19 protein-coding genes are annotated in these 23,261 nt (G+C 31.3%); 8 read left to right on the top strand and 11 right to left on the bottom strand.

Annotation, left to right across the window (positions count from 1 at the left end):
- Positions 1–53: 53 nt before the first annotated feature.
- From Q4548_RS06000 to Q4548_RS05990, 3 genes are all read left to right on the top strand, one after another.
- On the top strand, positions 54–1,244 hold the full coding sequence (locus Q4548_RS06000; protein ID WP_303452580.1) for an imelysin family protein: 1,191 nt from the start codon (positions 54–56) through the stop codon (positions 1,242–1,244).
- A gap of 83 nt (positions 1,245–1,327) precedes the next feature.
- Positions 1,328–2,746 (top strand): di-heme oxidoredictase family protein, encoded by a 1,419-nt coding sequence (locus tag Q4548_RS05995; RefSeq protein ID WP_303452578.1) that lies wholly within the window; start codon positions 1,328–1,330, stop codon positions 2,744–2,746.
- 1 nt (position 2,747) lies between these two features.
- Positions 2,748–3,806, top strand: coding sequence for an imelysin family protein (locus Q4548_RS05990; RefSeq protein WP_303452576.1), 1,059 nt, complete (start codon positions 2,748–2,750; stop codon positions 3,804–3,806).
- A 60-nt stretch (positions 3,807–3,866) separates the two neighbouring features.
- Here the strand turns inward: Q4548_RS05990 and Q4548_RS05985 are convergent, their stop codons facing one another.
- The 5 genes from Q4548_RS05985 to Q4548_RS05965 form a co-directional block, all read right to left on the bottom strand.
- Positions 3,867–6,323 (bottom strand): TonB-dependent receptor domain-containing protein, encoded by a 2,457-nt coding sequence (locus Q4548_RS05985; RefSeq protein WP_303452574.1) that lies wholly within the window; start codon positions 6,321–6,323, stop codon positions 3,867–3,869.
- The gene (locus Q4548_RS05980; protein ID WP_303452572.1) at positions 6,304–7,662 is read right to left on the bottom strand and encodes an HTTM domain-containing protein; all 1,359 of its coding nucleotides are present in this window, start codon (positions 7,660–7,662) and stop codon (positions 6,304–6,306) included. Before Q4548_RS05980 ends, Q4548_RS05985 begins: the two co-directional genes overlap by 20 nt.
- Positions 7,663–7,665: 3 nt before the next feature.
- Positions 7,666–8,784 carry an imelysin family protein gene (locus Q4548_RS05975; RefSeq protein ID WP_303452570.1) on the bottom strand — a complete coding sequence of 373 codons (1,119 nt, stop codon included), beginning with the start codon at positions 8,782–8,784 and terminating at the stop codon, positions 7,666–7,668.
- A gap of 103 nt (positions 8,785–8,887) precedes the next feature.
- Positions 8,888–10,021 (bottom strand): DUF4856 domain-containing protein, encoded by a 1,134-nt coding sequence (locus Q4548_RS05970; protein WP_303452568.1) that lies wholly within the window; start codon positions 10,019–10,021, stop codon positions 8,888–8,890.
- A 115-nt stretch (positions 10,022–10,136) separates the two neighbouring features.
- A complete protein-coding gene (locus Q4548_RS05965; protein ID WP_303452566.1) occupies positions 10,137–11,000 on the bottom strand; it encodes a hydroxymethylglutaryl-CoA lyase in 864 nt (287 codons plus the stop codon).
- 512 nt (positions 11,001–11,512) lie between these two features.
- On the opposite strand from Q4548_RS05965, the gene Q4548_RS05960 reads away from it, so the two are divergent.
- Positions 11,513–13,036, top strand: coding sequence for an NAD(P)H-hydrate dehydratase (locus tag Q4548_RS05960; RefSeq protein ID WP_303452564.1), 1,524 nt, complete (start codon positions 11,513–11,515; stop codon positions 13,034–13,036).
- A gap of 64 nt (positions 13,037–13,100) precedes the next feature.
- Here the strand turns inward: Q4548_RS05960 and Q4548_RS05955 are convergent, their stop codons facing one another.
- Positions 13,101–13,892 (bottom strand): SHOCT domain-containing protein, encoded by a 792-nt coding sequence (locus tag Q4548_RS05955; protein WP_303452562.1) that lies wholly within the window; start codon positions 13,890–13,892, stop codon positions 13,101–13,103.
- 302 nt (positions 13,893–14,194) lie between these two features.
- Here Q4548_RS05955 and Q4548_RS05950 point away from each other — a divergent pair, with 302 nt between their 5' ends.
- A complete protein-coding gene (locus Q4548_RS05950; protein WP_303452561.1) occupies positions 14,195–15,208 on the top strand; it encodes an aldo/keto reductase in 1,014 nt (337 codons plus the stop codon).
- A gap of 136 nt (positions 15,209–15,344) precedes the next feature.
- Here Q4548_RS05950 and Q4548_RS05945 read toward each other — a convergent pair whose 3' ends face one another.
- On the bottom strand, positions 15,345–17,237 hold the full coding sequence (locus Q4548_RS05945) for a sulfatase-like hydrolase/transferase (RefSeq protein WP_303452559.1): 1,893 nt from the start codon (positions 17,235–17,237) through the stop codon (positions 15,345–15,347).
- A gap of 258 nt (positions 17,238–17,495) precedes the next feature.
- On the opposite strand from Q4548_RS05945, the gene mnmE reads away from it, so the two are divergent.
- The 3 genes from mnmE (at position 17,496) to Q4548_RS05930 (ending at position 21,255) form a co-directional block, all read left to right on the top strand.
- Complete coding sequence (gene mnmE / locus Q4548_RS05940) at positions 17,496–18,887, top strand: tRNA uridine-5-carboxymethylaminomethyl(34) synthesis GTPase MnmE (protein WP_303452557.1); 1,392 nt, start codon at positions 17,496–17,498, stop codon at positions 18,885–18,887.
- Positions 18,888–19,069: 182 nt separating this feature from the next.
- The gene (locus Q4548_RS05935) at positions 19,070–20,194 is read left to right on the top strand and encodes a site-specific integrase (protein WP_303452555.1); all 1,125 of its coding nucleotides are present in this window, start codon (positions 19,070–19,072) and stop codon (positions 20,192–20,194) included.
- The gene (locus Q4548_RS05930; protein WP_303452552.1) at positions 20,194–21,255 is read left to right on the top strand and encodes a hypothetical protein; all 1,062 of its coding nucleotides are present in this window, start codon (positions 20,194–20,196) and stop codon (positions 21,253–21,255) included. The genes Q4548_RS05935 and Q4548_RS05930 overlap by 1 nt, the downstream gene beginning before the upstream one ends.
- Before the next feature lie 105 nt (positions 21,256–21,360).
- On the opposite strand, the gene Q4548_RS05925 is transcribed toward Q4548_RS05930, so the two are convergent.
- The 4 genes from Q4548_RS05925 to Q4548_RS05910 all read right to left on the bottom strand — a co-directional run bounded on the left by Q4548_RS05925 (position 21,361) and on the right by Q4548_RS05910 (position 23,142).
- Entirely contained in the window at positions 21,361–21,588 is a 228-nt protein-coding gene (locus Q4548_RS05925) for a hypothetical protein (protein ID WP_303452550.1), read from the bottom strand.
- A gap of 68 nt (positions 21,589–21,656) precedes the next feature.
- A complete protein-coding gene (locus Q4548_RS05920; protein ID WP_303452549.1) occupies positions 21,657–22,232 on the bottom strand; it encodes a hypothetical protein in 576 nt (191 codons plus the stop codon).
- Between the two features lie 150 nt (positions 22,233–22,382).
- On the bottom strand, positions 22,383–22,841 hold the full coding sequence (locus Q4548_RS05915) for a hypothetical protein (RefSeq protein WP_303452547.1): 459 nt from the start codon (positions 22,839–22,841) through the stop codon (positions 22,383–22,385).
- Positions 22,842–22,860: 19 nt separating this feature from the next.
- Positions 22,861–23,142 (bottom strand): hypothetical protein, encoded by a 282-nt coding sequence (locus Q4548_RS05910; protein ID WP_303452545.1) that lies wholly within the window; start codon positions 23,140–23,142, stop codon positions 22,861–22,863.
- Positions 23,143–23,261: the final 119 nt, after the last annotated feature.

Genomic DNA, 23,261 nt, shown 5'->3' with positions numbered 1-23,261 from the left:
CTAAATAAACTATATGTTTGCCAAGAAAATTATTTATAATAAATCCAATTAAGATGAAAAGAAATTTATCTACCATTCTAACCAAATCTATGATAGCTGCTACATTGGTTATTACCAGTTGTAGTAGTGATGACGATAATACGTCTAATACCACAAATTTATTTGTTTCTAACTATGCTACTATTGCAGCAACTAATTACGATGATGCGTACACAACTGCAGCAACAATGCAAACTGCAATAGAAGATTTTATTACTTCACCATCTGCAGCTACATTAACAGAAGCACAAGATGCATGGTTGTATGCTCGTGATTTTTACGGTCAGACAGAAGCTTTTAGAGAAGCAAATGGACCAATAGACAATGAAAGTTTATTAGCTACAGAAGGACAGATCAATGCTTGGCCTTTAGATGAAGGTTATATAGACTATGTATCTGATGGAACCACAAAGGTTCAAAACGGTCTTATTGGAGATGATACTTTTGAATTAACAGAAGAAAATTTAATCAACAACAACGAAACTCCAAATGATGATTCTATTTCTGTAGGTTGGCACGCTATTGAGTTTTTACTTTGGGGACAAGACTTAAATGCGAATGGAATTTTTACCGATGGTGGAAACAGAGATTACACAGACTACACAACAGAAGAAAACGCAACTAGAAGAAAAGAGTATTTACAAATTGTAACCAATTTATTGGTCAATGATTTGAAAGATTTACGTGATACTTGGGCTGATGGTGGTTCTTATAGAACAACTTTTGAAACTATGGATACTGAAACAGCTTTGACAAACATTTTAAACGGAATTGGATTTATTTCTAATGGAGAAGTTGCTTTGGAAAGATTAGATGCTGCTATTGATGAAGATCAAGAAAATGAACATTCTTGTTTTTCTGACAATACCAACCAAGATATGTGGGCAAATGTACACGGAATCAACAATGTAATTGAGGGAACTTATACTGCTAAAAATGGAACTATTGTTTCTGGAACTTCATTGATTGAATTGGTTGCTAAATCTAATTCTGAAATTTCTACCAATTTAGAAGAAAAAGCTGACATTACTATCGAGAAATTAGATGCATTGTTAGCATTGAACAAGAATTTTGATGAAATTATTAGCGAAGAAACATTAGGTTCTAACGGACCTGCTGGACAATTGTCTTCTGCTTTAAAAACTCAAGGAACCGCAATTGCAGAAGCTTCAACAGCTTTAGGTATTAGCATTAGCATCAACTAATTATTGTACACAGAGTTTAACAATTTATTTTAAACTGAAGTTATCTAAGGATAGCTTCAGTTTTTTGAGTTTAAAAAAATAAGATGAATAAAATAAGTAAAATCCTTTTGTGTTTTGGTTTGGTGGCCTGTTCTTCTGAAACAAATCCTATAGATGAAGACAATGAATACATTCAACTAAATTATACAGAAGGTGAAGAAAATTTGGTATCAGAATTATCCATAGAAGCTTTTACGGCTGACAAAGCATTTGGTAGAGGAATTCCAAATCTGTCAGAATTAGAAGCTTCTTTTTTTGGTGTTGGTAATGCCATGTTTGATCAGAGTTGGGTCTCTGCTCCTGCCACCACTACTTCTAGAGATGGATTGGGGCCTATGTTCAATGCTAGAGCTTGTAGTGCATGTCATTTAAGAGATGGTAGAGGAAAACCTTTACTAGAAAACGAAGCGGGTTCCAACGGTTTTTTAATAAGATTAAGTGCAGGAAACAGTCCTACAGAGGGTCCCATTCCTTTTCCTAATTACGGAGGACAATTTCAAGATGCTTCCAATTTAAACATCAATCCAGAAGGAAATATTCATGTGGATTTTGAATTGATCAATGGAACGTATCCAGATGGTACTGCTTACGAGCTTAGAAAACCAACATACACATTGGTCGATGGAAATTATGGAAGCCTGTCTGGTGCAAAACAATCTCCAAGGGTTGGACCCCAAGTAATTGGTTTGGGTTTTATCGATGCATTGACCGAAGAAAGTATTTTAAAATACCAAGACATAGACGATGCTGATGGTGATGGAATTTCTGGAAAAGCCAACTATGTGTGGAATGTAAAAAAGGAGAAGAATACCATTGGTAAATTTGGATGGAAAGCCAATCAACCTACGTTAGAACAACAAGTAGCTGGTGCTATGAGTGGAGATATGGGTTTGACAACTACTATTTTTCCTGATGAAAATTGCCCACATGGTATAGATTGTTCTCAGTTATACAATGGAAACAATGAAGGAGATTTGGTAGAAGTTCCAGACACACAATTTAGTAGAATTATGACTTACCAAGCTGCTATTTCAGTGCCAATCCGTAGAGATTATAAAGACATCAATGTACTGAATGGAAAAAAATTATTCAATGATTTGGCTTGTGTAAAATGTCATGTAGATCATTATACAACAGGAGAATATTCTTTTTTACCACAAATAGAAAATATAACGATAAGACCTTATTCTGATTTTTTATTGCATGATATGGGAGATGATTTGGCAGACAATAGAGGTGATTATTTAGCAAATGGTAACGAATGGAGAACACAACCTTTATGGGGGTTGGGACTAATAGAAATGGTAAACGATCATACTTATTTATTACATGATGGTAGAGCTAGAAACATTGAAGAAGCTATTTTATGGCATGGTGGTGAAGCTGAAGTTTCTAAAAACAATTACATGGATTTAACCGTAGAACAACGAAATCAATTGATACAATTCTTAAACTCTTTATAATATGAAAAAAATAATACTTTCTTTTTTAAGTTTAGCAATCGTAGTTATTGCTTGTGAAAAAGACGAAAATAAACCCTTAGACACTTTTTATCAAAATTACTATGAAGCTAACATACTTCCTGCGCTAACTAATTTTAAAGCACAAATTGAAACTCAAATAGACTATACAGAAACGTTTCAAAAAGATAAAACCTTGTCTAATTTAGAAACGCTACAAAATCAATGGAAAATTACTGCTACTAATTATGCAAAAACTAGAGTGTATAATTTTGGTCTTGTAAAAGACAACTTTTACGATGTGAAAATTTATAACTTTCCTGTGAATACCACAAATATTGAAACTCTTATCCAGAATCAAGATCCAACAATTCTTAATGACTTAAGTACTAAATCAAGTACTGTTGTTGGCTTAGGAACTATGGAGTATTTGTTATTCAATAATCAAGACACTACAAAAGCATTAGAACTTTTAGAAGAAAATTCTTACAGAACAGATTATTTATTAGCCGTTAGTAAAGAAGTGTTGAATCAAATAAATGCATTAATTAATTTTTGGGAAAGTGGATATAAGACTGAATTTTCAAATTCTAGTGGAAATAATTGTTTGGAAAATGCTCGTTGTTTAGCCTTTAATCAAATCATTAATGTTTTGGATGTAAACAAAGTAACTAAAATTGGAAAGCCTGCTGGCTTAGAAAAATCTGACAATATTAACCCAACATTATTAGAAGCTTATAGAAGTCAAAACTCTTTGGCTTTGATTAAAGCAAGTCTAGAAGAAGTAGCATATGTTTATAGCGGTAGCGATGTTAATTTTGCCAGTATTATAGATGGGATTGATAGCAGTAAAAAATTGTCTAAACAAATTTCCCTTAATTTTTCAGAAGTAAACACCAATATAGAAGCTATTGAAATAAGTTTGTATACAGCTATTGAGAATGAACCTACAAAAGTAGAAACATTATACAATTCTTTTACTACATTAAACAATCACTTTTCTGTAGATGGAGCTAGTTTATTATCTGTAACCGTATTGCCTACTGATAATGATGGGGATTAAAAGCCTATAGAATATAATCACTAAAAAAGCCTCATCATATCCTGATGAGGCTTTTTTGTATTAATTTATCTTTATTTGTAAGGTGGCATAATAAGATCTTGGGGCAGCGGGTATAATTCCCGGACCAGGATATCCTGTAGCTCTACGGGTAAAATAACTATTATCTAAAAGATTACTAACTCCTGTTTCTAACTGAAAGTTTTTAGAAAACTTATACGAAAGTGAAAAGTCTAAAATAGCATAACTAGGAATGGCTCCTATAATGGTAGATTGATTATCGGCATTATAAGGTGAATTTGTTACGTCTGTAAATTGTTCGCTAATAAATGTGTACTGAATACTCGTTAATAAATTTTTCCAACCAAAACTAGCTCCTGTTTTTAAGTTAATCAACGGAATAAATTCAACCTGGTTTCCAGCAACTCCATTTTCTTCAGATTCTAAGTACACAGATCGGGTAATAGCAACATTGCTAAACACATCTAACTTTAAATTTTTATAATCTTTAAAATAAGTTTCTTTAAGATTCCATTGCAACAAAGATTCCAATCCATAAATAAAAGCAGTACCAATGTTTTTACGAATCCATTGTGCTCTATTGTTCAACACTTGTCCTATTCTATTTCCATAAACCATGGTAAACACACTAGCATCATAAGAGAATTTTTTATCAATCTTACCTCTTACACCAATATCTCCAGTGTAACCCGTTTCATCGGTAATATTTGGATCAATTTTAAACGTAGGATTTACTGTTCTAATATCAGAAAAAGTGACTGATCGATAATTCTGAGAAAAATTACCATACAATTCAAAAACCTGACTAGGTTTGTAACTAACTCCTAAGCCTAACAACACAAAATTACGGACAAACTCATTATTGTCATCCACATTAAAACTTAAAGAAGGTCGGTTAAAATTATATACAAAATAATTCCCATCAGATTGTGTATTAATATGTTCAAATCGAAATCCTGGAGTAATACTTAAGTGCTGATTTAGGTTAAAAATATGTTCTCCAAACAACGAAGCGTTAAAGTTTGGAAATTTAAATTCATTTTGATTGGGATACTGTGAAGCACTTTCATCAAATGAAAAATTAGCATCGATACCTTTACTTCCTGCCCCTTGTCTTTGGCTATTGTTTGCTTTGTACAGCTTTCCTCCTAATAAATAATAATTGGTATTGTTTCCTAGGGAATAACTAGATAAGAAACGAGTTTCTATTCCGTAATTTTTAAAATTACCTACAATCAAATCTCTATTAAATACGTAATTACCATTAGCATCCTGTTCATCTCCAACAGGATTAAAAACAATACTACCAATATTACTAGGATTTCCTCTAAATCCAAGTGCTTTTCTAGAAGCATCCAAAGCAAACACACTTACTGTTAATTTAGAAACATCGGTCAATTGTTGTTCTAATTTTAAATTGTACAATTTCCAATCTACTCCAAACCAATTTCGGTTCAAATAACTTTGGGTAGGATCTTCTAAAAATTGAACATCAGACAAACCTCCTGGTTGATGTGCTAAATACTTAAAAGATGTAACTTCTAAACTAGCTTTGGTATTGTCTGTAAATTGATACCCTAAATGCGCAAAAAAATTGGTAGAATCGTAGTCTGAATTGGGTCTAAAACCATCTCCTTGTTTTCCGTTGTAGTAAGCATAATAACTCAACTTATTATAAGTTCCAGATACAGAAGTAAAATTGGCCAAAGTTCCAAAAGAAGCCACCGTGTTTCGAGTAATAACTTCTATAGGTTTGTCTACAGGTTTTTTAGTGATAAAATTAACCAAACCACCAAACTGAGTTCCGTATTGCAAAGAAGCGGCTCCACGAATCACTTGAATTTGTCCCAAACCTTCTGTAGGAGGTGTATAATAACTTTCTGGATAGCCTAAAACATCCGCACTAATATCATAATCATTTTGACGAGTGTTAAAATTGGCTGTTCTATTAGGATCTAAGCCTCTACCTCCAATATTTAATTGCAAGCCACCGTCATTACTATCGTAAATATTCAAACCTGCTACTTTGGCAAAAATTTGTCTCGGGTTATTGTTGGCTTTGTTTCCACTCACCAAATCCAAATTCACAACCTCTGTTTTTTTACCAGCATAAATATGAGTTCCTTCTACAGGTTTTAAAGTAGTCAACCCATAATTAATTCTTTTGGTAGCATTTAAAACAACGGCAGACAATTCTTCTTGTAGCGGGGTTAAATTTACCGTAATATGCTGGTTTCCTGTAAAAACAAAATCTTGTTCTACCACAGCATAACCATAGTAAAAGAACATTAGATGTACTTTAGAACTTTTAAAATTAGCTTGTAAGACTCCTTGATGATTGGTAAGCCCCACAAATGTGTTGCTACCTTGTACCACCTGTACTCCTTCTAAAGCTTGTTGCGTTTGAGTATTTTGTATTTTAAATGTTATTTCATAAGCAAACGTAAGTTGCACAAATAACAAACAGACAACAAGTATATTAAAATCCTTTAATTTCATCGTTTAAGGGTAAAATCCATTTTTTGTTATGAAAACCTTCTTCTTCTCGGTACAAATCAACTTTAGGGTCTATATAAAGTTGATTCAATCGTCCATTTAGGGCTACATAACTCTCTACAAAAACTTGTATATTTTGATGTCCTTGACTTTTAAAATGATCTCCTAACAAATGGGCATATTCCAATATAAAATCGGGCTGAAAACTCATTTGCTTGATTTGAAAAGAAGTTAAAAAATCGGAGTTTTTAACATGAAACTGCTTTCCCGATACGCTATCTCTTACTGTAAAAGTAGTATAGCCAACTTTCTCCATCAACATTACTCGCCAAGAAAAACGAAACCCCTGCTCTGTCCAAAGCAACTCACCAGGATAACACAAATTTCTGAACGGTAAAAATAGTTGAAATACAAAAAATAGACTAATTATAAATAAGATATTTTTAGCGCTTTTAACGGTGTAAAATTCACGAGTTAAAACGGTTGCTTTTAAGGGCTTATTGATGATTTTTTTAAGCATATAAATAAACCTTTCATGTAGAGAACTATCAAAGAAAATAAGCGTAGCACATATCATGATATAAGGAAACATTCCTATGTTAAAAAGGATTCTGGTAAATACATGAAACACCACTACCAATACAAAAGCATAGGGTCTGGTTTTGCGCATAAGTAATAAAAAAGGAATGGTCAAATCGTACAAAGCACCACTCCAACTCATGGTATAATGAAACCAAGATTGATTCATAAAACTTCCTACCAAAGGCAAGTCTGTTTTGGTAGACAACCATATTTTTAAAGGCTGAGCTCTAAACAACCAGTCGGAATTTAGTTTGGCCAAACCGGCATAAAAATAAACCATAGCCAATAGCAGTTTAATACTGTCTACTGTCCAACTAGGTACAAAGGTATATTGTACTCCTTTTTTACGAGCATCTAAAGAAAAAGTAGCATGTAAGGGTAAAAAACACAATAAAAAACTAAGACAGCTAACAAAGTAATAGTGATTTAAATAGGTGGTTTTATCAATCAGTTCTATATACGTAAAACTTAAAAAGAACAACAACATAGAAATTCTGTATTGATAACCTAAAATAATTCCCACACAAGAGAATAGTGCTAAGGCAAATAGTCCATAGGTATAGACTCCTAAAGTTTGTACCCATTCAAAACCGTAATAAGTAAAATGCCATTGGGGAGCTATGTAAAATTGTTCCACCCAATCCATAGAAATAAAACGGAGGAGACTAACCAACATTAACACTCCAAATAGTACACGAAAAGCAGCTAAAGTAGCTGCTTTTGTTTTATGTGTAGATATGTATGTTTGTAAAAGTTTCATAAATTAATCTCCATCAGAATCTACATAATCTATATTTATATTTAAGACTTGCATCATATTTGTTTTTAACAAAGGAATAAAATCTTGTAATACATTATAAAGTGCTATCATTTTAGCATTATCTGTTTCTACTTGTTTAGCAAAATCATCATCTAAAATAGTAACAGCCACATCAATATCATCAAAGTTTTTTTCTATATACTTAGATAACAAAACTGTTTGATTCCCAATAGTAATATCTGAATTTAAAAAAATTAAATATTCTTGTATTCCACTCCCACTAACAATACTTCCATCGTAAGAAGCACCATAAAATAAGTTTTTTAAAGCTTTTAAATTTTCTATAAATAAAGCTTTTGAATTTTCAGAACTGTAATAAGATTCAACATTTTGTGGATTTTTTGAGGTCGTAAAAGTAGGAAATATTCCCGATGGATTTCCTATTTTAGCAGTCCTTAGTTCTTGTTCTGCATATGAAATATAATCATTAATCATAACACTAAAAGAACCCGTAGCTGTCTTATTAGTGTTATTAATAATAGTTTCTTTGTTGGTTTCCCAATACGTTTTTCTTTGACTAATTCTTGTTAAAAGAGCATCAATCACCTTGCTTAAAAATAATTGATAATTCTCTTTATTTTCAAAACTAGTAAAGGTGTCACTATTTACTAAATAATCAATGGCATTCAATCCTTGATAATGAATAGAGGCTGATGAGTTAAAATTAACATCAACAGTTGTATTTATATTAGATATTTGTTCCTTAATTAATACAGGATCTACAGGGTAATTCCCTGTAAACAAACGAAAGGATGCAAGGTCTTCAAAATTCTGACCTAAATCAAACATAGCAGTGTATTGCCATGCTTTTTGTGCTTCAAATAAATTATTTTTCAACTTGTTTAAGTCGTCTTGGGTAGCAGAATTTGCAAAACTATTTTTAATAGTTTGCATTGCTTGTACCTCAGTCTCTAAAGCAATAAAAGAAGGTATAATACTATGCTCTACCCAATTACTTAATAATTTTTGTCGATTATAATTATCTATATTTCCGTTTGTATTTTCTTTAACACAAGAGAATAATGTGCTAACTATAACTACTAAGGCGATCCATTTTTTCATACTATGTATATTGTTAGGTTTTTATAAACGTTAACCTAAAAAAGAAGATAAATTTGGTTTACAAATTTATCTTCTTTATCTATTTTTTAAGTTGCTTAAAAAATTATTCTACAGCTTTTTCTACTACATCTGCTAAAGTACTAACTCCTAAGTCTCCAGCAATTTTATCATAAATTGGAGTCATTAAATCAGTTACCAAATCGTCTGTAGTTAAGTCATAAAATCCATTTCCTTCTTCTAATATAGCAATATAGCTAGCTACCTCTTGAGCCGTAAAATAGGGCTTGTTAGTAGCTACATTATAAGTGTACTGTAAAGAATGAATAAATCCATATCCTTCTGATAAAGCGTGAAAACTTTCTTTGTCTCCTGCTGTAGCTCTAGCATTTTGTAAATAATACAACCCTCTAACCACAGGTACTATAGACAATTGTGTTCTTAAGGTGTTAATTGCAGCATCTAATGCTGTTTCATTATTTGCTACAATAGCTTGTCTTCCTGAAATAAGTGCTGCATCTACAACAGATTTTACTTTTTTAAAGTTTTCTTGTCCTTGAATTTCTTCTAAATAATGTCCTAAAAAACGATCGCTATACGTAGTATCATCTTCAGATATTCCATATAAAAATCCATATGCTTGATCCCATAAATGTTCTTGCTCTGTATAGTTTTTACCTTCTATAACAGTATTGCTAGCTGTTTTAACATCGCTAAGAATTACATTTACAATTTGATCTAAGGTAAAAGCTCCAATCAATCCTTTGTAATAAGCTTGTGAATATTCCAATCCTTTCTCATTAAAATAACGAGTTTTACCATTAGATGTATATGATCCTGCAACTCCTTCGGATGCTGTTTCACTACTAGCAAATACATCATTTATTTGACCAGAGATATAAGTATCAAAATCTGTATGAGAAGATGTTGCCACAAACTCAACTAATTTAGATCCATTTAAACTTGAATCACTAAAATTTGTTCCTTCTTTAAAACGATTATTAATATCGTCTACTGTAATAGCAGGATCCTCTGGAGCCGATAATTTTGCACCAATTTCAAATGCTTGTTTTAATAAAATAGTTTGTTCAGAATAATCTACCGTAGATACTCCATCTCTAGTAAATTTATATTCGGTTAATTTATCAACGATTTCTTCAATCTTATCATCACTAGAACATGATGTAAACATTACTCCTACTGCTACTAATACAGCTAATGTTAACTTTGTAATTTTCATTGCTTTTTATTTAGACTTGTTTCAATTTATTTTAATAACCGTGCAAATATAATGACCTATTCTAAATAAGCAAACATTATTTTAATTTATTATAAATAAACCAACATGGGAATTCTTATGAAAAAACCTGCAAAGCAACGTTGTAAGCACTTTCAAAACGTAGAGAATTGACTCCTGTAGTTGCTTGATGTTGCGTAAAGTAAGACAACATTTTTTCTGTAGGCATGTTCCCTGTTAACGCATCGGTAGCCATAGGACAACCTCCATACCCTTTAATTGCCCCGTCAAATCTAAGACATCCACTTTTGTAAGCAGCATCTATTTTTTCGTGCCATTTGTCTGGAGTAGTATGCAAGTGTGCACCAAATTCAATTTTAGGATAAGCAGGAATTAAATTAGAAAACAAATGCTCAATACTTTCTGGTGTAGAAGTTCCTACGGTATCAGACAAAGACAAAATACGTACACCAATAGATGATAATTTTTCTACCCACTTCCCTACTATTTCCAAATTCCATGGATCACCGTATGGATTTCCAAATCCCATAGACAAATAAGTAACAACTTCTTTGTTATGTTTTTGTGCCAACTCTAAAATATCTTGCAAAATTTGAAAACTTTCTGCAATTGTTTTGTGTGTATTACGTACTTGAAAAATTTCAGAAATAGAAAAAGGATATCCTAGATAACGAATCTCATCAAACTGACAAGCATCACTTGCTCCTCTGGCATTGGCCACAATAGCTAACAATTTGCTATTTGTTTCTGACAAATCTAACTGAGATAATAATTTTGCAGTGTCTGACATTTGAGGAATGGCTTTGGGAGATACAAAACTACCAAAGTCAACGGTATCAAAACCACACTGTAAAATAGCATTGATGAATTTTGCTTTTAAATTTGTAGGAATAAATTCTTTGATGCCTTGCATGGCATCTCTGGGACATTCAATGATTTTTACGTTGGATTGACCTATCATGGAGTCAAATATAATAACATTCTTAATTTATAGTGGTTTTATATGGTCCGTTTTACATTTAAATAGAATTGAAACAGTTTAATCTTTATCTATTTTCCTGTAGCTTCTAAAACCTAAAAAACAACAAGCCTACATTTATTTCTAGAAATAAGGTTATAATTTACCCGTTGTGCATTTGGGTGAAATTCTGTCTTTTCGAGTGGTTTTTCGGAATGAAATGAAGAAAAATTGTATCGAGAACGAGAATTTTAATATCAAAAATAGTTCTCGATACACTTTTTCGTACCTCAAAAGCACTCGAACTGACATTTAGTTTTTTTAAATTCCCAAATGCACAACGAGTTATAATCTATAACTTAATATTTCCGTTTTTATTATCTTCTTTTCTTAGTTTATTTCTTGGATTCAATGTTATAATAATTTTAAGATTGATTGATAAATTGTAAAATCAAAGAACATTCAATCTTTTCTTTTAAAACAAATACTTAATTTTAAGTTAAAGCTTACCAACCATGAAAATATTCAATGCTATACAAAGTAAGAATTTAGATGTATACACACAAAAAGAGCAGCACATCAACTCACTACAACTTATGGAACGTGCTGCAGAACAATGTACTGCTTGGCTAACAAAACAATATGCAAACACAACACCTTTTGTTCTTTTTTGTGGTTTGGGAAACAACGGAGGTGATGGTTTGGCCATAGCAAGAATGCTGTATTATTTAAACTATAATATTTCGGTATTTGTTGTAAAGTACAGCACGAAAACGAGTAATGATTTTGATGAAAATTTTACAATGTTGATAAAATTAACCTCCATAAAAATCATCCATTCTGAATATGAAATTCCTCAAATAGACAAAAAAAGCATTGTGGTTGATGCAATTTTTGGTGCTGGTTTGAATCGACCTTTAACAGGAATTTCTAAAACTTTGATTACGCATCTCAACAATTGTCAAAACATTAAAATATCAATAGATATTCCCTCTGGTTTGCAGTATGAAAACAATCAACATGTTGAAACACAAAGTATTTTAAAAGCAAATTACACATTGACTTTTAATTATCCTAAACTTTCTTTTTTACTACCTCAAACAGCTCATTACGTTGGTAATTGGCACTTGTTAGACATACAATTATCTTCTCATTATCAAGAAATTACTCCATGTGATTTTACATTTGTTACTGAAAAAACAATTCACAATCTACTGATTTCTAGAGATGTTTTTTCACACAAAGGAACCTATGGTCATGCAGAAATGCTTGGGGGCAGTTATGGAAAAATGGGAGCTGTGGTGCTGGCAACCAAAGCAATTTTAAAATCTGGAGCAGGATTGGCTACAGCTTACACCCCTAATTGTGGTATGCAAATTCTACAAATAACAGTGCCAGAAGCTATGTGGACAAACAATTCAGACTCAGATCATTTTTTAAGGGGAGATTATATTTCTACACAAAAAACGATTGGGATTGGACCTGGTATGGGTACACAAACTGAGACAGCTTATTTTTTACAACAGGTGCTCAAAAACACAACAAAACCAATGGTGATAGATGCAGATGCTCTTAATATTTTAGCAGCGAATTTAGATTGGATGTCCGAAATTCCTCAACAAAGTATTCTAACTCCACACCCTAAAGAATTTTCACGTTTGGTAGGCAATTTCAACAATGATACTGATAAACTAGAGAAACTAAAAAAATTTGCAAACACACACAATTGTATTGTGATTTTGAAAGGTGCGCATACAGCAATTGCAATTCCTAACGAAACTATATACATCAACAGTACAGGAAATGCAGGAATGGCTACAGGCGGTAGTGGTGATGTTTTGACTGGAATTATTACAGGTTTGCTCGCTCAACAATACAGTCCTAAAAATGCGGCAATTTTAGGAGTTTACATACACGGATTGTCTGGAGATTTAGCAGTAAAAGAAATGGGAAAGGCATCTCTAGTAGCAAGTGAGCTTGTAGCGTATTTAGGTAAAGCTTTCTTACATATAGAAAATGCTTCTCATCTTATTTCTTAGATTTCTTAAACAAAAAGCCCAACCACAATATTGTAGTTGGGCTTTGACTTGTATTTATACTGTTTTACAATCTGCTTAACAAATCTGATTTTTTACTTTCAAACTCTTCTACAGAAATTATGTTTTTATCTTTTAGATTTGCCAATTTTTCAATTTTACCAAAAATATCTCCTTCTGCCTCACTATTGTTATTATTGTTTTCAATAATTTGAGCAGGTTCTGAAACCACTGGAGCTTGTGGAGCCTGTAATTGATTATTATTATTGACTTGTTGAGAATTAGATTCTTCTTGTACACCTGAAACAATAGGTAAAGAACTTAAATTTACCGTACCGTATTGGCTGGTAAATGTTACCGAATAATTTCCTCCTTGCTGTTGCCCTACTCCTCCTATTTGATGATCTAAAGTATTAAAAATAGTAACTTTTCCATTTTGTTGAATGGCCAAACGTCCTATGTTTGAAAAGATAGCATAACTAGTTCCATTTTGACTTCCTGTTGAATTAGGATATCCTAAATCTCCCCACCAGTTACCAGATTGAGAACCATTTTGATTTTCTATTTTAGGCAATGGTTTGTATTGAATTCCCCCTTGATTGATCAAATTTGACAACTGTATACAAAGTCCATCAACAGTAGCTTTCAATTGATTGTTAAACATATCACCTACCATTGTCATTCCTCCCTGCATCCATTGGCCTCCACCACCTAATTCAGGAATATTAAATTGTGCCATTGTTCCATTACTTCTCATTAGTGCGTGCGTTAGGTTGGTAACAGCATCTACACTTATTCCATAACGATTTGCTACATTGATGATGTTCTGAAAACTAGCATCTGTAAATAGTGCATTCATATCTTTATCCCTTTCTTGGTTTAAATAATTTAGTGAAAATTATGCTACAAAGCTAACAATAATTACAATGAATACACTTTTTTAACGTATAAGTTTCTGCCAAAACACATTAAGTTAATATACTGATTTTCAAAACGTATATTTCCTGTTCAAAATTGATTTTCTTATGATTTTAATGCCTTCATTTCAAACTCCCTTAATGTAGAGCTAATCATACTTGGTCTTTTTTGAATAATTTCTTTCTGAAGAAAAAGTTGATTCAAAAAATCTCTTTGTATTTTAGTCTTCTAAAATCATCTTTTATGAATATCAATGACAAATCGAATCCAAAATTCTATGTACCTAGTCCAGATAGATACAAAACTATGAAATACAACCGTTGTGGGAATAGTGGAGTTTTATTACCTCAAATATCTCTAGGATTATGGCACAATTTTGGTTTTTATGATTCTTTTGAAAATGCAAGAAACATTTTAAAAAAAGCATTTGATTTGGGAATTACACACTTAGATTTAGCCAATAATTACGGACCTCCTTATGGAAGCGCAGAGGAAAATTTTGGACGAATTTTACACAAAGATTTTAAAGGGCATAGAGATGAATTGTTTATTGCTTCTAAAGCTGGTTTTGATATGTGGCCTGGTCCTTATGGAGACAACGGTTCTAAAAAATATTTAGTAGCTAGCATAGATCAGAGTTTACAAAGAATGGGCTTAGACTATGTAGATGTTTTTTACCATCACAGACCTGATGCAGAAACACCTTTGGAAGAAACCATGCATGCCTTAGATTTGTTGGTAAAACAAGGAAAAGCATTGTACATTGGTTTGTCTCGTTACAGTCCAGAAGAAACTATCAAAGCTCAAAAAATATTGTCTGACTTGGGAACCCCTGTTTTGATTCACCAATCTAAATACTCTATGTTAGAACGTTCCGTAGAACCTAAGCTGTTGCCCACCTTACTAGATGAAAAAATTGGGAGTATTGTATTTTCTCCATTAGCTCAAGGTTTATTAACAGACAAATATCTTAAAGGAATTCCAGAAGGATCTAGAGCCTCTAAAGACAATACTTATTTGCAAGCTGATGAAGTTCCTAAAACAATAGAAACTATTCAAAAACTAAATAAAATTGCTCAAAATCGTGGTCAAAAACTGTCTCAAATGGCTATTTCTTGGATTTTAACTCAACCTGCCATCACTACAGTTTTAGTAGGAGCAAGTAGCCCTCTGCAGCTAGAAGAAAATGTAAAAGCACTAGACAATACTATTTTTAGTTCTGAGGAATTAGACAAAATCAACAAAATTTTAAGTTAGTTCTATGGTAATCCCTTAATTTAAAAAAAGGGAGAGGCTCAAATTGAGTCTCTCCCTTTTTATTTCTAAAATCACTAAAAAAAGAGTAGTAGTAACTAATTACAACTACCCTTTTACAAAAACTAACTTTAACCTATTATAACTTTACAATTTGCTCCACCGAAGCTTCTTTTCCTGTATCAAATTTTAAAATGTAACTCCCTTTAGACAATTTTGTCATATTTAACAAAGGAGTTTCTTTGTTTAATTCTATAGTGTCTATCCACTGTCCTGTCATAGAAATTACATCTACTTTCAACTTATCGTAATCAGCATCAAAATCAATATGATAAAGACCTGCTGATGGATTTGGATACACTTTCAACTTATTATTTTTTAATTTTTTTTTTACGGATAACGATGTAGACAATTCTTCTGTACCAAATAGTTTATCATATTGTGGCAATTCTTCTGTGGCAAACCACAACGCTCTGTGTGGATGTCCGTCTCCTCGTTCGTGATCAAACCACCCTGGTTTTACATCTTTAAATTGTTTGGTTACTTCTATTCCTTTGTTGATCAAACCTTGAATGATTTCATCTGCATTTGGCTCAGAATTACTTTGGTCATTCGTTTCTCCTGGATCGTTTTCTATATCAAATAATTTCCATTTTCCATTTCCACCAGTTTTTACAATTTTCCAAGGGTTGCTAAAAAGTGATGCATTGTGAAATCCATTTTGTGGTCTCATAATAATCAACGGTTCATTAGGTCTTAATTCCTCGTTAGATATCAACTTATCCATAAAACTTTTTCCATCTAAAATTTTCCCCTCAGGTATACTTCCACCAGCCAAATCTACTAGAGTAGGATACAAATCCAAAGAGCTAATTTGATACTTATAACTTCCCGATGATTTTATTTTATTAGGCCAATGCACAAACATAGGAACTCTATGTCCACCTTCGTAAACACTTCCTTTTAAAGCGTATAAAGGATAGTTCACTGCACCTTTACTGTAAGTATATCCTCCATTGTCACTCAAAAAAACAATGGCTGTATTGTTATATACATTCATATCTTTTTTCAATTCAGCAACCAATCGACCTACATTCTTATCTAAATTGGTTACCATAGTAGCATAAGTAATACGTGCTTGCACAAATTTCTCAATTAATTCTTCTTTTTTTGTAGCGTCAGACTCTTTATTTACAGGAGTAGATTCTGTAATGTAAGGACTATTTCTAATCAAATCCTCAAAATTTGGATTGTCAATTTTGAATTGAGCAATTTCATCCGCAGGAGCCTGTAACGGAGTATGTGGAGCGTTGTATGCCAAATACATCATAAAAGGATCTGATTTGTCTTTGTTTTTGGTTACATAAGAAATAGCATCATCTGTAAGAATGTCTGTTAAATATTCATCTTGCTCAAACTCTTCTTTTGAAACATATGCCCTGTCTCTTTGCAAAGGATCTTGATATTCATTAATGACGGGGTTGCTAGTTCCTTGTCTTCTATAAAAAGAATCTTCATACTCACTTTCAAAATAGTTTTTACCCCCACCTAAAAAACCGAAAAAATAATCAAATCCTCTATCCAATGGCTGATAAGAACCTTCTGTAAAACCCAAATGCCATTTACCAAATGCAGCTGTATTATACTTTTCGTCTTGCAATATTTTAGAAAAGAAAGTCTCGTCTGTTGGTATTCCTAAAGGAGAAGTAATATCATTAGGTAAATTGTATTGCGCTCCAATTCTATGAGGCATTACTCCTGTTAACAAAGCTGCTCTACTCGGTCCACAAAAAGGGTGTGCTACGTGTGCGTTGCTACATATAATTCCGCTGTTGGCTAATTTGTCAATATTTGGTGTAGGAATAATTCCTCTATCAGCAGGATAATCTCCCCCTCTATTAAAACCTACATCTCCATAACCTAAATCATCTGCTAAAATTATAATAACATTAGGCCTTGTTCCTTTTGTTTGTCCAATTATTTGTCCTAAAGAACAAAAAAGAACTACTAATAAAGTTTGAATTCTATTCATTTATTTTAATGTTTTAATTTGGATTATCTGACAAGCTATTTACTTGTCTAAATCTAATGCAAAATTAAGACACTATTCAGGAATGATACAAATACTATATTGACTACAAACAGCCTATTAAACACATGAATAATTCAAAGAACAAAGTATTTTACTAATAAATAACCAAAAACAACAACACAACATTGATTTTCATTCTTCTACAAACGTTGTGAATTAAAAGTTTGCAACCTTGATAACAATAAGTATTTTTGCCACATGATTTTAAAAGATACCATCGTTGCTTTGGCAACAGCTTCTGGAGTGGGAGCCATTGCTGTAATTCGTTTGTCAGGACCTGAAGCTATTGCTATAGCTGATGCTTGTTTTCAATCTATACACAAACAAAAATCTCTCTGCAATCAAAAATCTCACACCTTACATTTAGGACATTTTTTAGACGGACAACGTGTAATTGATCAAGTTTTAGTGTCTGTTTTTAAAAATCCACATTCGTACACGGGTGAAGATACTATTGAAATTTCTTGTCATGGATCTCAATACATTCAGCAAGAAATTATCCAAATTTTATTGCAAAAAGGAGTTAGAATGGCTGATGCGGGTGAATTTACCCTACGTGCTTTCATTAATGGTAAATTGGACTTATCTCAAGCAGAAGCAGTTGCAGATTTAATTTCTTCAGATTCTGAAGCTTCGCACCAAATAGCCATGCAACAAATGCGTGGTGGTTTTTCTAATGAAATTCAACTACTAAGAGACCAGCTGATCAACTTTGCTTCTTTGATAGAATTGGAATTGGATTTTGCCGAAGAAGATGTGGAATTTGCAGACAGAACTGAATTTAAAAATTTAGTCGCTAAAATTCAATTGGTGTTAAAAAGATTGATTGATTCTTTTGCGGTTGGAAACGTAATCAAAAATGGAATTCCTGTGGCTATTGTAGGAGAACCTAATGTGGGGAAATCTACCTTACTCAACGCTTTGTTAAACGAAGAACGTGCCATTGTATCTGAAATTGCTGGAACTACACGTGACACTATTGAAGATGAAATGATTATTGATGGTGTTACTTATCGATTTATAGATACTGCTGGAATTAGAGAAACTAAAGACGTGGTAGAAAGCATTGGTATTAAAAAAACGTTTGAAAAAATCAATCAAGCGCAAGTGGTTATTTATTTATTTGATGCTCAGAAATTCAAAACTCAGAGTTCTGTATTAAAATTAGAAATCAGTGTCATCAAAAACAAATATCCACAAAAACAATTGATTGTCATCGGAAATAAAGCAGACACCATTAGCCCTGAGCAAACTGCTTATCTAAAAACAGAAATTCCTGAACTTATAACCATTTCTGCCAAAGAAAAATCGGGGATTGAATCTTTGACCAACGAACTAACTAAAATGGTAAACATTGGTGCATTGAACAACAATGATACTATTGTAACCAACTCCCGCCATTACGATGCTTTGTTAAAAGCCTTGAGAGAAATTAACAAAGTAGATGAAGCGATCATCAACAATGTGTCTAGCGATTTAATGGCTATAGATATTCGGGAAACTTTATATTATTTTGGACTCATTACCGGTGAAGTTACCAACGACGAATTGTTAGGGAATATTTTTGCTAATTTTTGTATCGGTAAATAACTTATGAAAATGAATGAAAACAAAAACAAATAAATGAAATTAAAATTATTATAATCAACAATTTAAGTGAAAGCATCTATTATTTACTTTCATGTTTTTTCATTTATTATTACTTTTACTGCTCTTAAATTACACCTGTTTAATTTTATAGGGGTAATTTTTACACCTGTAAAAGCAGAAAAATGAAAATACACTTAAGAAGAAAAAAACTTAAAGGAAGAGAAAGTCTTTCAATTGAGTATTACAATGGGACTATTACCGATGAACATGGCAAACAAAAACATGATCGTAAATACGAACACTTAGAGCTGTACTTGACTTTAGACCCCAAAACTCAAAAAGAAAAAAAAGATAATAAAGAAACACTTGAAACAGCTGAACAAATATTAGCCATTAGAAAAGCTGAATATTTTCAAGGTAAATTTAATTTAAAAAATTCTCACAAAAGCAATAGAAGCTTTCTTAATTACTATAATCAGTTAAAAGAAGATCGTTACGATAGCAAAAGTAACTACGATAACTGGGATGCTGCTGAAAAACATATCTCTAGATATTGTACTCCTTCTCTAACTTTTGACAACGTAGATGAGAAATTTGCCAAAGGATTTAGAAAATACTTAGATAAAGATGCTTTAACTAAAGGCGGAACTCCATTATCTCAAAATTCAAAATACACTTATTTCAATAAATTTAAAGCAGCTATAAGAAATGCTTATGAAGAAGGTTATATAGATACAAATATTCTTAAAGGAGTTAAAAGCTTTGCTATGGCGGAGTCAACAAGAGAATATCTTACTTATAAAGAACTACAGAGTCTTACAGATGCAGAATGTAAATATCCAATATTAAAAAAAGCATTCATATTCAGTTGTTTGACAGGAATTCGTTGGAGTGATATTGATAAAATGGTATGGTCAGAGGTTAGAGATGAAGATGAAACATTTAGAGTTATTTTTAAACAGAAAAAAACTGATGGTCTTGAATATTTATACATTTCTGATCAAGCAAGAAAGTTATTAGGTGATAGAAGAAGTGCAAGTGACAAAGTTTTTAAAGGCTTAAAATATGGTGCTCATTTTAATGCTGAAATTTTAAGATGGTGTATGAGAGCAGGTATTACAAAACACATCACATTTCACAGTGCCAGACACTCAAATGCTGTCCTATTATTAGAAAATGGAGCTGATATATACACAGTATCTAAAAGACTAGGACATAAAGAGTTAAGAACCACTGAGATCTACGCAAAAATCATAGATTCTAAGATGAAAGAAGCTGCTAACTTAATACCAGAATTGACATTATAATGAAATTAAATAAACTACGGTCTTTTGTTATTAAAATAGATAAAATATGTTTTTCATTAATTATTAAACCAGGATTAATATTAAAAAAATATAAAAATTTAATCATACCTCTTTTAGGGGCTACTATAGGTGTTTTTACTCTGTTAGAATATATATGTAGGATATCTGTACCATTTATAAATTATTTGTTTTCAATAAATAATAATTTAATCTTAACTCAAATAAACCTTATAATTCCTTTTTTTTATGTTTTCATTATTTTTATTGCTATGCTAATGTTTTTTAATGTTTTATTAAAAATTAAACCTGCTGATATTTCAAAGTATAATGAGACAAAACAAACAACAAATAGTGAAAAACAATTAAATAAATTAATAAAGAACAACAATTTTGAGACTACTTTAAATTTAAACATTCAAAATAATAACAATTCTTTTTTTAAAGAAGTAAACAATAATAGTCAATTAACAGAAATAAACAATACCTATAACTCTTATAAAGAAAACAAAGAAGAAATTATTAATAATAACATTCATACTTCATTCAAAGAGATTAATAATAATCACAATTTAAAAGAAACGAATAACACTTATAACTCTTTTTATGAAGAGAAAGAAAAAACCATAAAAGAAGAAGTAGTACCTTTTGAAATTAAATCTAAAATAATTGAGCAAATAGCTGATAAGTTTCAAAATTTCTTTCAAAAAACAAATTCAAATGAAGAAGACATAATAAACTTATTTTTATTAAATAAAAATGCAATTAAAAACGACATAAAACTTTACAAAAATCATAAACAGTTTTGTTTTATCTTATATATTTTAAACAAAAACTCTATTCTTAAAAAGAATGAAGCTTTGGATATATACTCCATTATTAAAGGTAAAAGGGAAATAGGACAAGATAATTTACAAAAATATTTTTCAGAATTTAAATTAGAAAATTTTATTACTAAACATAAAAAAGATACCTATAAAAATCTTGAATCCGATTTAGAGTTAATAATAAGGAACAACATTAAGTCTATTAACATTTCAAAAAAAAATAAAGTTATCAACTAACAATCAATAAGTTAATAATCAAAAACGATAATTCAATAGACACTCCAAAGTTTTCCTTTAAAAGATTATCGATATGAAATCGACAATCTTTTAAAGGAGCTTACTTTATTTTCGAATATACTTTGTATTACCTCCAGCAACATAACGTTTACCATCTTTGGCAAAATCCCAAACGTTAGAGACTTCTCTACGAGCTGGTAACTCATTGTCAAGTTGGTTTACTTTTTCTTTCACAACTCTTCTAAATTTTCGGTTGGCTTTTTGCTTATCTACTTTTTCTGATTTAGCCACTGTGTTTCCTTGAATTTTTGTTTTTCTATAAGATCTACTCATAATTTTTTATTATTTAAATATAATAGACTCGTTAACATTTTTCATCTTATAAAGATGCGCTTATTATTTTAAAATGAAACCTTAACCTTTTTAAGATTTCTAGATTTTAAACATTTTTCTGATAGCTTATCCAAAATAAACTCTCCTTTATAAAGAGATTCCGTTTTTTCTCCTGGTTTTAATGCTGTAAAATGGGTTTTTACATATTTGTTCAAGATTTCAGTAGTATCTTTTACCGTATAAGGTTTATATACTTGGTATTGCCATGATTCTACTTCTTGTAATTTAGTTTCGTACTTTGTTTTTTCTTTGGTAAACAATTCTTTCAAGGCTTTTGCACTAATAGCTCTAATTCCTGTCTTTTGATCTTGCTCAAGAATCTTTTTATTATAAGATGCAATTGATTTATTGAATGCTTCAATCTTGGAGGTTTTATTCTTTTTAAAATTTTCCTTCAAAATTTTAAGACTGTCACCAACTGTAATATCCTCTACTTCAAAAAGAGTAAATTTTATTTTAAAATCGTATCTAACACCATCTATGGTCTCAAGTTGCTTTTTAACGGTTTCTTTTTCTTTTGACTGAGCTATTAAATCATTGTTTAATAACATTATAGTCACTATTAATAATATAAATGTTTTCATATTGTTTTTGTAATAATTGATAAATGTGTAGCTCATATAAGTAAAATTATACTTAGGAATCAAACACAGCTACGATAGCTAAAATGCTTATATGAGTTATACATTACTAAAGAGAATAAAGTTTTAAAACTATTCTCATTGTTTTAATCCCTAATATGATAATGATAGCTGTTCTATAGAAGTACCAGGAGTCTTGACATGTTTTTTATGATAAACTTCAGCACCATCTTTTAAAATCATTAAATCATACTCATAATCTCTTTCAGCATCTTTATCTACAGTTACAGTTACAACAACATGGATAGAATTTGTGTCTTCTTCATTGGTATATGAAAATTGACCTTCTTCTTTTTCTTGCATGTTTAAAAGCACAGGGTTTCCAAGGTTTTCATTACTTGAAACATCTATAATTTTAGAAGCAACCATACCATCATTAATAGAAGTTAATGAGAGTACAACTATTGATTCATTCAGATCTCCTTCCTGAGTAAATATTACCTCATAATTATGTTTTTCAGCATTATTTGTTTCTTCTTTAATAGATTCATCTTTACCACAGCTGATTAACATCATTGAGGTAATAAAAATACTTAGTATCTTTTTTTTCATCATATTGGTTTTTAATTAATTATTTATTGAAGTTTTTGTTAATAAAATCTTTAATAGTTGTGGTATTGTGCGTGTTAACTTCATAAGCTAATTCTCTACACTTTTTAAGTAGTGTATTACGCTTGTGCTCTTTTGTTTTAAAAATTTGAGGATTGGATTTAACGTAAAGAACTGAATCTTTTAGTATTTCAGTTTTAGTTAAATCATGGATAGTTTCATGGTATCTATCAAGATCTGTAGATGTGAACCCAAACTCTTTGGCAAGAATTTCTTTGAGGTTAAATTGGCGATTATTTTTCATTTTTCACGTATAAAAAAGCGTGGAACTGAACTCATTGGACTGTAGGTATCGCCAAACACCTTCCCCCAAATGAGAAACAGCCCACGCAAAACGTGGGCGTCTCAACATTGATTTATGGG

It is taken from the genome of Wenyingzhuangia sp. 2_MG-2023, from assembly GCF_030548295.1.
GTDB lineage: Bacteria > Bacteroidota > Bacteroidia > Flavobacteriales > Flavobacteriaceae > Wenyingzhuangia.
This window is presented reverse-complemented; position numbering and strand designations above follow the sequence as displayed.